This is a genomic window from Methylobacterium nodulans ORS 2060 (genome assembly GCF_000022085.1).
In the GTDB taxonomy this organism is placed as follows: domain Bacteria; phylum Pseudomonadota; class Alphaproteobacteria; order Rhizobiales; family Beijerinckiaceae; genus Methylobacterium; species Methylobacterium nodulans.
In genome coordinates, this window is the sequence record NC_011887.1 from 113,004 (window position 1) to 126,612 (window position 13,609).

At 59.6% G+C, this 13,609-nt stretch carries 9 protein-coding genes and 5 pseudogenes; 5 read left to right on the forward strand and 9 right to left on the reverse strand.

Features of this window, described 5'->3' with window-relative positions; translation table 11 throughout:
• Positions 1–63: 63 nt before the first annotated feature.
• A pseudogene (locus MNOD_RS45135) lies at positions 64–303 on the forward strand (heavy-metal-associated domain-containing protein); the annotation flags it as partial.
• Between the two features lie 58 nt (positions 304–361).
• Here the strand turns inward: MNOD_RS45135 and MNOD_RS38965 are convergent.
• Positions 362–1,063, reverse strand: coding sequence for an IS6-like element ISMno6 family transposase (locus MNOD_RS38965; protein ID WP_012631082.1), 702 nt, complete (start codon positions 1,061–1,063; stop codon positions 362–364).
• Here MNOD_RS38965 and MNOD_RS38970 point away from each other — a divergent pair.
• Positions 1,062–1,829 (forward strand): IS6 family transposase, encoded by a 768-nt coding sequence (locus MNOD_RS38970; RefSeq protein ID WP_244424887.1) that lies wholly within the window; start codon positions 1,062–1,064, stop codon positions 1,827–1,829. The genes MNOD_RS38965 and MNOD_RS38970 overlap by 2 nt on opposite strands.
• 228 nt (positions 1,830–2,057) lie before the next feature.
• Here MNOD_RS38970 and MNOD_RS38975 read toward each other — a convergent pair whose 3' ends face one another.
• Positions 2,058–3,293: an MFS transporter gene (locus tag MNOD_RS38975; RefSeq protein WP_012631109.1), complete on the reverse strand. Its 1,236-nt coding sequence runs from the start codon at positions 3,291–3,293 to the stop codon at positions 2,058–2,060.
• 268 nt (positions 3,294–3,561) lie between these two features.
• Positions 3,562–3,825, reverse strand: coding sequence for a VOC family protein (locus MNOD_RS50430; RefSeq protein WP_341874512.1), 264 nt, complete (start codon positions 3,823–3,825; stop codon positions 3,562–3,564).
• Between the two features lie 78 nt (positions 3,826–3,903).
• Between MNOD_RS50430 and MNOD_RS47635 the strand changes: the two are divergent.
• A pseudogene (locus MNOD_RS47635) lies at positions 3,904–4,017 on the forward strand (IS5/IS1182 family transposase); the annotation flags it as partial.
• A gap of 125 nt (positions 4,018–4,142) precedes the next feature.
• On the opposite strand, the gene MNOD_RS38980 reads toward MNOD_RS47635, so the two are convergent.
• From MNOD_RS38980 to MNOD_RS39000, 6 genes and pseudogenes are all read right to left on the reverse strand, one after another.
• Positions 4,143–5,936: an L-tyrosine/L-tryptophan isonitrile synthase family protein gene (locus tag MNOD_RS38980; RefSeq protein WP_012631110.1), complete on the reverse strand. Its 1,794-nt coding sequence runs from the start codon at positions 5,934–5,936 to the stop codon at positions 4,143–4,145.
• Positions 5,937–6,041: 105 nt separating this feature from the next.
• Positions 6,042–6,568: pseudogene (locus MNOD_RS42225) on the reverse strand (integrase core domain-containing protein); the annotation flags it as partial.
• A gap of 69 nt (positions 6,569–6,637) precedes the next feature.
• Positions 6,638–7,792, reverse strand: a pseudogene (solA, locus tag MNOD_RS49740) (N-methyl-L-tryptophan oxidase).
• A gap of 102 nt (positions 7,793–7,894) precedes the next feature.
• On the reverse strand, positions 7,895–8,794 hold the full coding sequence (locus MNOD_RS38990) for a methyltransferase (RefSeq protein WP_012631111.1): 900 nt from the start codon (positions 8,792–8,794) through the stop codon (positions 7,895–7,897).
• Positions 8,791–9,621 carry a pyrroline-5-carboxylate reductase gene (proC, locus tag MNOD_RS38995; protein WP_012631112.1) on the reverse strand — a complete coding sequence of 277 codons (831 nt, stop codon included), beginning with the start codon at positions 9,619–9,621 and terminating at the stop codon, positions 8,791–8,793. Before proC ends, MNOD_RS38990 begins: the two co-directional genes overlap by 4 nt.
• 89 nt (positions 9,622–9,710) lie before the next feature.
• Positions 9,711–11,386 (reverse strand): annotated as a pseudogene (locus MNOD_RS39000) (AMP-binding protein).
• Positions 11,387–11,723: 337 nt separating this feature from the next.
• On the opposite strand from MNOD_RS39000, the gene MNOD_RS39005 reads away from it, so the two are divergent.
• Positions 11,724–12,893: a CaiB/BaiF CoA transferase family protein gene (locus tag MNOD_RS39005; protein WP_012631113.1), complete on the forward strand. Its 1,170-nt coding sequence runs from the start codon at positions 11,724–11,726 to the stop codon at positions 12,891–12,893.
• Between the two features lie 473 nt (positions 12,894–13,366).
• Positions 13,367–13,582, forward strand: coding sequence for a helix-turn-helix domain-containing protein (locus tag MNOD_RS45155; protein ID WP_083786741.1), 216 nt, complete (start codon positions 13,367–13,369; stop codon positions 13,580–13,582).
• Positions 13,583–13,609: the final 27 nt, after the last annotated feature.

The following is a 13,609-nucleotide window of genomic DNA, read 5'->3' on the forward strand; positions in this document are numbered from 1 at the left end:
GACCCGACTTCCCACGATTGGAAGCCCGAAACGCAAAATTCCCGAACGAGAAAGGAGGTGGCTATGAATGCCCCCGTTCGACCTGCGAACCTTTCCACCGCGTCAATCTCACTGCCCATCAAGGGCATGACCTGCGCATCCTGCGTGGGACGTGTCGAGAGGGCCCTGAAGGCCATCCCCGGGGTGGAGACGGTCTCGGTCAATTTAGCGACCGAGCGCGCGAGCATCACGACCAACGCGCCAGTTGATCGCAGCAAGCTCGTCGGCGCCGTCGAGAATGCCGGCTATTCCGTACCTGCCGCATTCTCGGGGGCTTGTCACGTTGTCGGAATAGCCGCGAGAAAACCGACGTTGGCCCCTTTCAGGCCGGCGCGCCCGCCGCACCGCGCCACATCGCGAACGCCTCGGCTCGGAAGAGCCGGTGCGTGCGAGCCGAGACGAGGTGACGAGGAACGGTGAAGGTGTTGTAGGTGGCCGCGGGCATCGACAAGACCCGCTGGGCTGAGCCAGGCGACTCGAAGCCCTGCAACTTCGCCTCTCGTCGTCGCACCGGCACATGCGAGCTCTCCGCCCGGTTGTTCGCCCGCTTGCGCTGGACGTGATCCACTCGGCTCAGCTTCATCTCACGAAGCGCGGCTCCGTAGGCCGGGCACTTGTCCGTGACCCAGGTCTCCGGTGCCATGCCCTGCTTCTTCAGAAGCTTGCGCATCAGCTTCTGAGCCGCGCGCCTGTCCCGCTTGGTCTGGAGCAGCACGTCCAGCACCTCGCCTTCGGCGTCCACGGCCCGCCACAGGTCCATCTGCGTGCCGCTGATGCGCACGAACACCTCGTCGAGGTGCCATCGCGCGTGCGGCTTGGGGCGGCGGGCTCGCAGCCCGCGTGCGATCGTCGGACCGAAGGTGAGAACCCAGCGTCGGATGCTCTCGTACGTCACTGTGATCCCCCGCTCGGCCAGGAGTTCTTCGACGTCGCGAAAGCGGAGGGTGAACCGGAGATACAACCACACAGCGCGTTGGATGATGTCACGCGGGAAGCGGTAGCCGGAGTACGAGAGCACGGTCATGCGACCCGGCTACGCTGCGCGCCAGCCCTCCGCAAGCCAGCGCCCAATCAACGGGACAAGCCCCTTCAAGGGCCGGCACTTCCAGGCAACCCTCATCGTCCAGGCCGTCTCCTGGTATCTACAGTACGCCCTGAGCTACCGTGACATCGAGGAGATGCTGCTGGAGCGCGGGTTGGAGGTGGACCACTCCACCCTCAACCGGTGGGTCCTGGCCTACGCCCCCGCCCTCGAGCGTCGGCTGCGCCGGTTCCGCAAACCACATTGCGGATCCGTGCGCGTGGATGAAACCTACATCCGCGTCCGCGGCCAGTGGCGCTATCTCTACCGGGCCATCGACAAGCACGGCGAAGCGGTCGATTTCCTCCTCACCGCCCACCGTGATCTCGATGCGGCCAAGCGGTTCTTCCGCAAGATGCTCTCGGCTGAGCCGCTGCTCGCCCCGGATCGCATCGGCACCGATGGTGCTGGTCCTTACCCGCCGGCGATCGCCGAGAGCCACGAGGAGGGCCTGCTGCCCCGCGCACCGACCCACCACGTCACCAAGCACCTGCAGCAGGGCATTGAGAGCGACCACGTTCGGGTCAAGAGGCCGATGCCGCGGGTCGGGGGCTTCCGGTCGTTCAACACGGCCCGGCGCACGATCCAGGGCGTCAAAGCCATGCGGTGGCTGCGCAAGGGCTTCGGCTTTGCTGGGGCGTGGACCGTGCGCGAGCAGAACCAGCTGCTCGCGCACTGCTTCGGACTTCCCGTCGCGAACAAAGCGTGAAAGAGGGACCGAGTAGACCCTTCTGCGGCCTGTACCCGAGTGTGCGACACGCCCAAATCGAGCCGACCGTCTAACCGGGCCAATTGGAGCGAGAGGCGCGCCCCTCGCGCCTCATTTCGGCGATGATGCACGGAGGATGATGTCCAGCCGCGCTGTTTGTCGCGAGCCCGAGCTAGGCAACGTTTCGGGCTTGGGGATCGGAATTCGAGGATAACCGTGCGGGTCGGATCAGGCAAAAGCGGCGCGACGGCGCGAGCGCAACAGCAATAGCAGCACTGTTGCGACATTCAGCGCGTTCCATCCCAGCCCATTCAGAAAGGCCACCTTATACGACCCAGTCATGTCGAAGATCACGCCGGAGATCCAACCGCCGAACGACATGCCGAACAAAGAGACCATAATCACCGTGCCGACGCGCGTTGCCGCTTCTCTCGTAGGCATCGTCTCGCGAACGATGATGGCATAGCTCGACACGATTCCCCCATGGAACAGGCCGAACAAGGCGGAGACCACATAGAGAGGCGTGAGGCCGTCGAAGAACAGATACATTGTGAGCGCCGAGGCTTGCGCCACCGAGCCGATCAGCAATGTCGCGAGCCCGCCGAGTCGATCGGCTATTAAGCCCGAGCCGATCCGGCTGACGGCGCCGAAGGCCAGCATCAGCGACAGCATTTCCACTCCGCGCGCGACGCCGTAACCGAGATCGCCGCAAAGGGCGACGATATGCACCTGTGGCACCGCCATGGCCGTACAGCAGAAAAAGCTCGCGACCGAGAGAACGGCTGTCAGAGCGTTGGGGCTGAGATCGATATCGACGCTCGGGCGACCCTCGGTGCCGAGCGAGCGCTGCTGCGACCTGCCAATGCTCAACCGGAGGATGAGGAGGAGCACCGTCATCGCGGCCCCGCAGAGAATGCCGAGGGCGATGTGCGTCATCTGCCAGCCATATTGGGCTATGCCCCGCTCGATGAGCGGAGGCCAGAAGGCGCCGGAGAGATAGTAGCCGCTGCCGGCGATCCCCACCGCGATTCCGCGCCGGCGCACGAACCAGCGCGACGCTTCTGCCATCAACGGCGCGAAGGTCGCCGATGCGCCCAGTCCGATGAAGAAATGCGCCACGGCGAATTGCCACAGCGCCGTCGAAATACCGGCGCCGAGATAACCGAACAGCAGAGACAGAATGCCCATTCCCATCGCGGGAATGATGCCGAGGCGGTCCGTCAGGCGGCCTGTGACGACGCCGCCGAGGGCGAAGCCGATCATCGCCAAGGTGTATGCCAGCGATGCGGCGCCGCGCGTGACGCCGAGTTCGGCCTGCACCATTGGCAGCACGACCACGACCGACCATGTGCCGACGGTGCCGACTGCGGCTATTGCTAGGGCGATCAGCAATCGCCGCCACGCCGCAGGCGAGTCGGGCACAAATGTCGAAACGCTCCGTCCGGGGGCAGAAGATGTGATCAACTGGGTTCTCCGCTGGCAGGGCTTTCTAGTTCAGCGCGCATCACATCCGCCTTCAGCGACGTGCGTTGTCTTACGCGTCTGTTGGACGGCTTGCTTGGGCAGCGTCGCGTCTAGTCGGGCAGCTGAATACAACGTTGCTCAATAACGAAGAACGGATTCCATGCAACCTCCCGAACAATGTCCGTCAGGGTCCGCGAAGTAGCCGGAATACCCGCCCCATTCAGCATCTTCAGATGATTTCAAAGGCATGCCGCCATGCCTTTACGGCTTACGATAGCACAAGATGCTTCTTTGCTGAAACATTTTGGGCACGTGTGATCCCTCCGAAACCACCGTGGTCTTTTGTTTTTGCATCAACAGCATGGAGACGACGAGGATACAGGGCCACAGCGGTGCCCGTGGAGAGCTTGAAGATCGCGAAGTCACCGACACTCGCGCTCGATTGACGCCATTCTAAACCGTCACGATAGAACGCAACCGCCTTGACGAGGTCACGAACCCCAAGTGTGACTATGTTGAGACGTGGCTCCATCGCACTCTCTTTTTTACCGCCCAACGCCATTGCTCACGCGCCGCGTTTCCTAACGCGGTCGCGTGCAGCCGTTTGTTCGGCATGCGCAAGACGCGTCATCGCGGGATCGACCGCGTCGGCTGGCAGTTCACCTTCACAATGGCAGCCTACAACCTGATCAGGCTACCCAAGCTCCTCGTATCGCCCTCATGAGCAGCAAGCAGGGCAAGAAGGCCGCTTTCCCGCCGCCCATGAGCCAAAATGGCAACCAGAGACCCACCGCCACCAGAGATCAAGGCAGCCACCCAGGCTCTTTTTCCCCAGCCTGTTAGCAATGCTCATTGTGCCGCCTGCGTAAAACCGCGCAGACCTCGAAAAGCCAGTTCACGCCAGATTGCGCCTGGTCCTCCTTCCCGGTCCGTGGACAGAAGATCGGCCGAAAGATAGAAGATCGGCTGCCCGCAGTAGGCATGCCCTTCAAAGGGTCCCGACCGCTGGGATCCATCTTCAGCCTCGACCACTACCGCAGCATATTTTCCGGTCGCTTCCAGACCGCCGGCCAGGTCAATCGATAGAACAATCGGCGCACCATCGCTGCTCCCACTGAGCGCCGCCGTTCCATGCCATGGCGTTCGAGTCTTGGTCGGAGATACGGAAATCGAGAATTGTCCCATCGACTCGCTCTTGCTGTGGATCGACATGCGTAGCGTATTCGGGAAACGGATCGACACATCATCGAACCTATCCCCGTTCTTCAGACCCGTGTTCGCCTCGTAGGCAGCGCAATACTGGCACGCCGCCTCCAAGGTTCTCTGGATGAGGTGCTGTCGCAGTTGTTCTAATTCTGCATCCTCAGACGGATCGTAGATATTCGTCATGCATTGGAAGAAGACTTCTTCATATTCGCGATCCCATTTTAGCGCGCACTCCGCGAGCCGAGGATGCTGCACCGAGAGCAGAAGCGGCTCGAATAGCGGCCCAACAATCCCATCCGCGTCGACCTCGCGAAGGCACTGCGTAAACTTTTCTTTCCCGCAGCACAAGAGCAACCGCGACAGACCCGCCGCTATTGGAGCGCGCAGTGCCTGTAACCTGTTCTCATAGAAGGCATCTCGCCGCCTCTGCGCCGTCTCGTCGGTCCGCTCTGCAACATCACGATAGGCAACCAAGTCGAGATGGCGCCGCTCGATGTCCAAAAGATCTGTCATCTTCATCAAGAAAGAGCGGTACTCTGCGACGACGGCATGGCTGAGATCTGAATAGCAGGGATATCTTTCTGCGTCTTGGATAGCCAGGATACTGACGGGCACGACCTCTCCATTCCGAAACGCAGCGAACGCTTCCAGCGAAAGCGACCACTTCGATAGCGCCGCGAGTAGCTCCGCGAACGAACGCGCGTCACGAATCTTGTGTGCCTTTCGATTGAACAGCGATTCTCTGATGCACCGCTTGCGCTTGGCAGCCTCTGCGCGGGATAGCGACTGCGCTTCGACAATCGCGAACGCCTGCGCCATAATCTCGTCACAGTTGACGTTGGTGGGAGAGAACGACGCCTCGCGCGGACCGTAGGAATCAAGTTGCGCGCTGGACAGCGAGGTCGCAACAACGCGCGCCTTGGCGATCATGCTTTCCTGCGCATGCTCACAGGCCTTCGCGATCGACTCCAGTAGAACCAGGGTGTAGATTTCTCCGAGATCGGGCAAACCAACACGGTGCTTGAGTGGTGACGGGGTTCGAAACGGCAGGAGAAGGATCGCGAACCTAACGCTTCCTCGCTCAACGGCACGCTGTATCTGCTCACACCGCGCCAGCCGCCCGTTGTCGCTCAATGGCCCTTTGCGCACCAATTTGTCTGTCACGATTTCGCAGATGAGCGAGCTGCACGACACCTCTTTCCAGCGACCGGGTTTCTGAATGCGCCTCGTCGCTCTCTCCGATAGCCCGATGAAGGCATTGCTTCGAAATCCGCGAAAGAGATCGAATATCAGGTTGGTCAGGTCGCGCTGAGGAATCGAAAGCGGCTCTACCGTGGCGCGCTTTGACGACGCTGTTCGATGACGCGCGATCTGCCGGAGGCGATCGTATGTCCCGCTGCCGGAATCCGTGTTGTACTCGCTGTACCTGATTTGCATTGTTATGCTCCGCGTTATTCGCCGTGTGACCGGCCCCTGGAGCAACGGACGGTCGGCGGAGCTGGCCGGGGTTGCGGAGCCGGTCGTCTGCTGCTGAGAAGTTGTCGGCGTAGGCCGCAGGCGTGAGATAGCCCATCGCCGAGTGAGGTCGATCGAGTTCGTGGTCGGCAACCCAGGCCGCGATCTTGGCGCGGGCATCGTCGAGATCGAAGAACAGGGTCTCGTTGAGCAGTTGGTCGCGCATGCGGCCGTTGAAGCTCTCGACCGAGCCGTTCTGCATCGGCTAGCCGGGCGCGATGAAGTGCCACTCGACGGCCGTGCCGCGGCACCAGACGGGCATGGCGTTCGAGGTGAACTCGGTAGCGTGGTCGCTGACGATCATGTCTGGCTTGCCATGCCGATCGAGGATCGCCGTCAGCTCGCGCCACGCGCCGGCCCGAGATCGATGTGTCCGGGATGGCGCCGAGGCATTGCTTGGTGACGTCGTCGTCGACGTTGAGGATGCGAAAGCGCCGGCCGCCGGCAAACTGGTCGTGGACGAAATCGATCGACCAGCGCGCGTTCGGCTTTGCCTCCACGAGGATCGGCGCCCGCGTGCCAACGGCCTTGCGGCGGGCGCGTTGCTTGCGCACCCCGATTAGCTGGGATTCGACACCATCGACGCGCGTTGGCGCCGCGCAGGCTCCATCGGCAACCGGCCATCAGGCGCGGCCGCTGAAACGATCAAGAGCGAACGCTCCAAGATCAACTGAAGACTGCAGCCCCATAACTCGTTCCGCCAAGACTTCGCCGATCGCCGGCGCAAACTTGAAACCATGCCCTGAGCAGGCGCTCGCGTGGAAGACGTTTGGATGATTGGAGCTTCGATCAAAGATGAACGACTCATCGGGCGTCAAGGTGTAAATGCACCACTTGCCGTTAACCGTCGATGGCACGAGGTCAGGAAAGATCTCTGCCACGTAACTTTCGATCTCACGTGCATACGACTCCATTCCGGGAGCCGGTTCCTCGCTTGACGCATACGTAACGTGCTGTCGGTTGTGGAATCCGATCTTCACGCCGGATTCCGCAGACATTCCCGCAGCAATACCGTATAGCAAGGCACCGTCTTTCGCTTCGTACAAAAAAACGGGAAGAGCTCTTGGACTAAACCTCGCTTCGCAGCCAAGGCGAGGCTCGAACCAGTAGATTGGCACTCGTTTAGGTTGGAGAACAGAAGCAAGTTCTGGAAGCAACACGACATTTGCTGCTCCCGCGCACACGAGAACAGAACCAGCGACTATTGAGTGACCAGACCGAGTGGTGACTGTGGGTCGACCAGCATTGCTGGCAATTAATCCGACCTCTTCACCATAGGAGAGTTGCGCGCCTCGACTCACTGCCTCATTGAGCATCTGTAGCCGAGCTTCTTCAGCGAGAACAGCATAGGCGCCGGGCTCATAGACCGCTTACATGTCGTCGCCTACGCAAAATTGTGGGAACCGTTCTCGAACACTGGCAGCAGTTAGGTGCTCGTGTTCGATTAGGCCATGTACGGCAGTGCTAAGACTGCCAGCAACAATGCCCGTACTCCTGGGGCCGATGAACAGACCGCCAGTCTGGACAATAAGGCGAGTTTCGGAGGCGTTCTGCAGCTCTCGCCAGCCTTTATCCGCCAGTGAGAGCAGACCCAGATAGCTCTGGCCTTCCCAGTACGCCTGTCGAAAGATGCGGGTTGCACCGTGCGACGAACCTCCTCGATGGGTGGGTCCGCCCTTCTCGATTGCCAATACGTTTGCGCCGAGCAGGCTTGCGCGCCAGGTTGCAGCAGCTCCCATGATGCCAAGGCCGATAACGACGACGTCATATTGTTTCATTGACTTGTTCTCCGTCACCTTCGCCAACTCTCGATCAAAGGCTCGGCGACGAAGCCCCGAGGATTACGTTCGATGAAACCCCTGTTGCGGCAGCACGAACCTCTAGCCCAAAGCTGTCGGCGCGCGTCTGCATTCGACTACCTCATAAGACCAGTACAGCCGACCTTGCCCGTCGATGGTATAAGCGGCGCCATACGAGTCACGCCACGCTTCGAACTCCTCACGGAGAAAGGGCTCTGCGCGCTTCCAGCCTGGGGAGTAGAAGAGCAAGGGTAGCGAGTGGCGCTCCAGAAGCTGGAACTGCAACGGTGCGCCCGTTGGATAGAAGGCCTTGTAGCGAGCCAAGACATCGCGGATTCCTACCAGGGAATTCAGCCCGACGATCGCCCGGCCCGTACGGTTCATTCTGTCCGGCAGATCCTTGAGGAACCTCAGCAGCAGTTCATCTCCGTAGAACATGGTTTCGGGCGTCATACCGATACCATCCTCGTTCCCGCGTAAGCGGTCGAGGAGCTTCTCCGATGGTGTGCGCCAACCTGGCGGATTAAAAATCACCGTGTCATAGCGGTCCCCCTCTGGCAGACCCACGAAAAGATCACCTGAGAAGAAGCGAATTCGACTGCTACGAAAGTTGAGACTCTCGTTTTCGAGAGCCAAGCCAACAGCGCTGGTGCTGACGTCCGACGCGGTGATGTCATGGGCCCCCAAGCTTCGCAACAGGAGAGCCAAGATGCCGCTTCCCGTGCCCAGGTCCAGCAATCTGCCTGTCAGCTCGTCCTGAGCTAAGCCTTTGAGCAAATAGCTTCCGAGCGCCATGCCGGCGAGGCTCACTTTGAACACACCTGGCCTGTCGTGCATTTTCAGTTGATGGCCAAGACCGAAGTAGGTGGAATAGATGTGCTTGTCGCTGTCCGCAGCAATTTCCGGCACTAGATCCGGTCTGTCTGGGGCAACGGTCGACAGTAGGTCGACCAGCCAACTCTTGTCGCTTACTCCGATCATTTTGCCACCTCGAACTGAGAAAGGGACTCAGTAATTGCGAGCCCAAGCTCGCGCGAACGTGCGGATGACTTGGAAAGAGCGTCCAGGACCGTACGGCCAACGCCTTCGTCGTCAAAGTGCCAGATACCCCGCTCGGTCGTACCACCGGGTGTCATGACCTCGCGGCAAAGTTGCATCACAGGTTTGCCTGTGGTCGCCAACAGTGCTGAAGTGCCCCGCAGAAGCTGAATCGTGATTGCAAGCGCGGCATCCTTTGAAAGACCAGCCTTGATGCCAAACTCTTGCAATGCGTCGGCAAAGTAGGCGACGAATGCCGGACCTCCCCCACACAGGGCAGTGGCAGGATCTATCAGCGCCTCGTCACTGACTTCGACTGCTCGACCGAACGATTCAAGGACGTCCCGTGCCTTTCGAGCGAGGTTCTCGCCTACCGATGAAGACCGGCAGTAGACAGTCATCCCTTCGAAGACCTCCGAAGGAGTATTGGGAATTGAGCGGACTACGTTCTGAGTACCCAGCATCTGCTGGATGCTGCTGATCCGAATGCCGGCCATCACAGAAATGACCAACCCCTGATGATGATGTACGCATGGAGTGTCCGATGAGAAAGCGCCAAAGACCTGCGGCGGCATAGCCAACATGAGCACGTCATTCGGTGCCAAACTTAAACAAGCAGTATCAGTGCGGATTCCGAGCGCACTGAACTCTTGAAGCGCGCTGAGATCTGGGTCAATGATTCGAAGATCAGTGTTTCCGGTCTGCAACATTCCGCGGGCGATGGCCGAACCCATGTGGCCAACACCAAACAGCACGAGGGTGGTTTTCACTGCAACTCTCCCCATGAGTGCGTTGTTGAAGGCATGAGTAACGGTGCACCACATCACCCACTTGATGAATCTTGACTCATGGCAACACCTCAGCCGGCTTGGTCCTCCTGCAACCCGAGCTTTTCGACCATCGTCTGCCTCATGATGTGCTTCTGAGGCTTACCCGTTACGGTCATGGGGATTTCCGCGACGAACCAGACGTGTTTCGGCACCTTGTGGTGAGCGATGTTGTCGCGGCAATACTGTAGCACTTCCTCGACTGTACACTCCACGTCGGGTTTGAGCTTGATCCATGCGGCAACGATTTCGCCCAAACGTTGATCGGGCACGCCGAAGATCTGCACTTCCTGAATCTTCGGATGCCCATACAAAAACTCCTCGATCTCCTTCGGCGAAATATTTTCGCCGCCGCGAATAATCAAATCCTTGATCCGGCCGACGACCTTGAGGTACCCTACCTCGTCCAAGATGGCGAGATCGCCGGTGTGTACCCAGCCGTTCGGGTCGATGGTCTCGGCGGTGTTCTGCGGCTCATCCCAATAGCCCTGCATGACGCCGTACCACGCGTGAGCAGTTCGCCGCGCACGCCGACGGGGACGACGCGTCCGTTCGTATCCACGAGCTTCGCTTCGACGTGCGGATGGATCGTGCCAACAGTCGAGACGCGTCGGTCCAATGTATCGTCGGACCTGCTCTGAAAGGTGATAGGGCTCATTTCTGTCGTACCCATGCAAATCGTCACTTCACGCATGTGCATCTGCGCGACCACGCGCTTCATGATCTCGACCGGGCAGGGTGCGCCAGCCATTATGCCGGTGCGCAACGAGCTTAGGTCATAGGCATTGAATTCCGGGTGATCCAGCTCGGCGATGAACATCGTCGGTACGCCATACAGTGCCGTGCAGCGCTCGCGATGGACGGCCTGCAGGACTGCAAGCGGGTCGAAGCCTTCTCCCGGAAAGATCATCGCCGCACCGTGCGTCGTGCAACCGAGCACACCCATACCCATGCCGAAACAGTGATAGAGCGGCACGGGAATGCACAAGCGGTCGCGTTCCGTAAGCTGCTGGCGTCGCGCCACGAAGTAACCGTTGTTGACGATGTTGTGATGCGTGAGCGTCGCGCCTTTCGGCAAGCCCGTCGTGCCGCTCGTGAATTGGATGTTGATGGGATCTTCGGGTTGTAACTGCGTTGCGAGTTGTTGCAGGTCATCGCTTGCGCCGGCATCCCGTGGCGACGAGTCGTACGCGATGAAACCTGGGACCACCTCATCGCCCATGAGCACGACTGATCGCAAACGCGGCAGGCGAGCAAGCTTTAGATCTCCAGCAACGCCGGTGCCGAGCTCAGGCGCGAGCTGGCGAATCATTGCAACGTAGTTGCTGGTCTTGAACGAAGGCGCGAGCACGAGCGCGCTCGCTGCCACCTTGTTCAGCGCGGACTCGAGCTCGCTGACACGATAGGCGGGATTGATGGTAACGAGAATGAGTCCAGCCTTGGCGGAGGCGAACTGTGTGACGACCCATTCGACGCGATTCGGGGACCAGATGCCGATGCGATCACCGGGTTTCAGCCCGAGGCCCAGGAAGCCGCGCGCCAGTCGGTCCGCCGCGTCGTTCAGTTGCTGCCATGACCAGCGAATATTTTGCTGTGGGATGATCAGCGCATCGCGCGCAGGTCAGCGCTCGGCGGCGTGCTCAAGCGTCGCACCGACCGTTTGATACAACAAAGGTTGGTCGCTCGTTCCATTGACGTAGCTCAACATAACGCTTTTCCTCACTGCTGTGTAAGGTTCTTCTTTGGATGGCGAAGCCTTGCGCAAAAGTCGGTAAGTAGCACCCATCCAAGTCCGCACGCGTAAACTCTAACAACTGCGAAACAGCTTACCTGGGAAATGAACGAAGTTGCATGGATATATATAGAGAGCGTCCATGCAATGCACAATAATCAGGAATGACATGGGCACAACTGACTATTGTTCCAATAACCGTGCGGCAGAGTTGCCAACCTGATCCATCATCAGAATTGATTACTGCGCGTGCAATGGCTCGCGCGGCAAGCTGTCGTTGCGGAATGGTAAAGCCGATCAAGAGGTGATCTGAATGGGACCGCTCAAGGGCTTTCGTGTCATTGAAATGGCCGGGATCGGTCCAGGACCGTTCTGCGGCATGCTGCTGTCAGACCTGGGTGCACAAGTGCTCAGAGTCGAACGTCATGGGGCGAGCGCCGATGCTCACGATCCATTGCAACGCAATCGGTTGCGCTTGGCGCTGGACTTGAAGGACCCGCAACAAGTGGGTGTGCTGCTCGACATCGTCGAGCACGCCGATGCTTTGTTCGAAGGTTACCGTCCCGGTGTGGCAGAGCGTCTGGGCTTCGGGCCGGATGACTGCCTGCAACGCAATGCAAAGCTCGTGTACGGGCGCATGACGGGCTGGGGGCAGGACGGGCCGCTCGCGAGCACCGCCGGACATGACATTAACTACATCGCGTTGAGCGGCGCGCTGCATGCCATTGGCCGGAGTGGCGAGCGGCCGGTACCGCCGCTGAATTTGGTGGGAGATTTTGGCGGCGGTGGCATGTTGCTCGCGTTCGGCATGGTGTGCGCGCTGTTGGAACGTGAGCGGTCCGGACAAGGGCAGGTGGTGGATGCGGCGATGGTGGACGGCTCGATCGCGCTGATGGCCATGTTTCTGGGGATGCAGGCGCGTGGCTTGAGCTGCAACCAAGTCGGTAGTCACTTTCTATCGGGCGCCGCGCACTACTACGATACCTATCAAACCAAGGATGGTAAATTCATGGCCGTGGGTGCGCTCGAGCCGCAATTCTATGGCGAGCTCATTGCCAAGGCCGGGCTCGATCCGAACGTGTTTGGTGGCAGCAGCTTCATGAGCCCCGCCGGGCATGATCCGCGACGCTGGGCGGAGCTGAAACCACTCCTCGCCGAGCAATTCATGACCCGCACGCGCGATGAATGGTGTGCTGTGTTCGCAGGGAGTGACGCGTGCGTCGCACCAGTGCTGACACTCGAGGAAGCTGCTCAACATCCGCACAATCGGGCACGGCATGCGTTCGTCACGGTCGCCGGTGTCACGCAAAACGCGCCCGCTCCGCGCTTCAGTCGCACGCCGGCAGCACACCCCGAGTTGGCCACCGCCGACTCCACAGCAGTAGACGCACTACTGTCGCAATGGGGCTGTAACCGGGAGCAACTGGTCAACATCGCAGCACTTTCGGCGCAGCGCGCGGTTGCAGCAGACAGCGCGTCATGATTTGTAAGACTCTCAAACCGGTGATTGCTGCATCAACGCGCTGGCCGTGGCCGTCTGTGCCACGACGACGCTTGCGATGGATATTCGGTTAGCCCCGACAAGGCGCGCATCGGATTTCGTGTTCGGCGAGAAACCGTTGCATTGGGACGCCATGAAGTCAATCTCAATGCGCCGCAGTGCGGTTCCATAGAGACTGTTTCATATAGTTTCTTCCCAAAATAGAGACTATTCTATACCTTTATTTGTCAGATAAGGGGGGAAAGGTGAGATGCTAATCGGTAATAGAGTGCGAGGGATGTCTCTATCAGAGATAGATTGTCCAGCGATGTAGAGGATCAGAGACAAGTTTGAATTTGGTGGGTGCGGTATCTGATTTGCGATGAGCTGGTAACGGAACTCCGTGATACCGGCAGTCTTCCTTCAAACCAGGGCGTGCTCTGCGGCAGAAGCGCCCACAGCGTGGAGGTATAGATATGAGCCTTCGTATTAGCGAAATCTCGTTGACGGAGCGACAGATAGAAGTGCTGCATTTGCTCGCTCAAGGAAAAAGAGGTAGCAACATAGCCGTGCAGCTCGGCATCAGTGTTTGCACAATACGCGCTCACATTCGCAACGCGATGCAAAAACTGGACGCTGCCAATATCCCTCACGCGGTGGCGCGTGCTTATGTGAAGGGCATACTCAGCTGACTACCAATTGCGAGTGAGCCGCGCTGG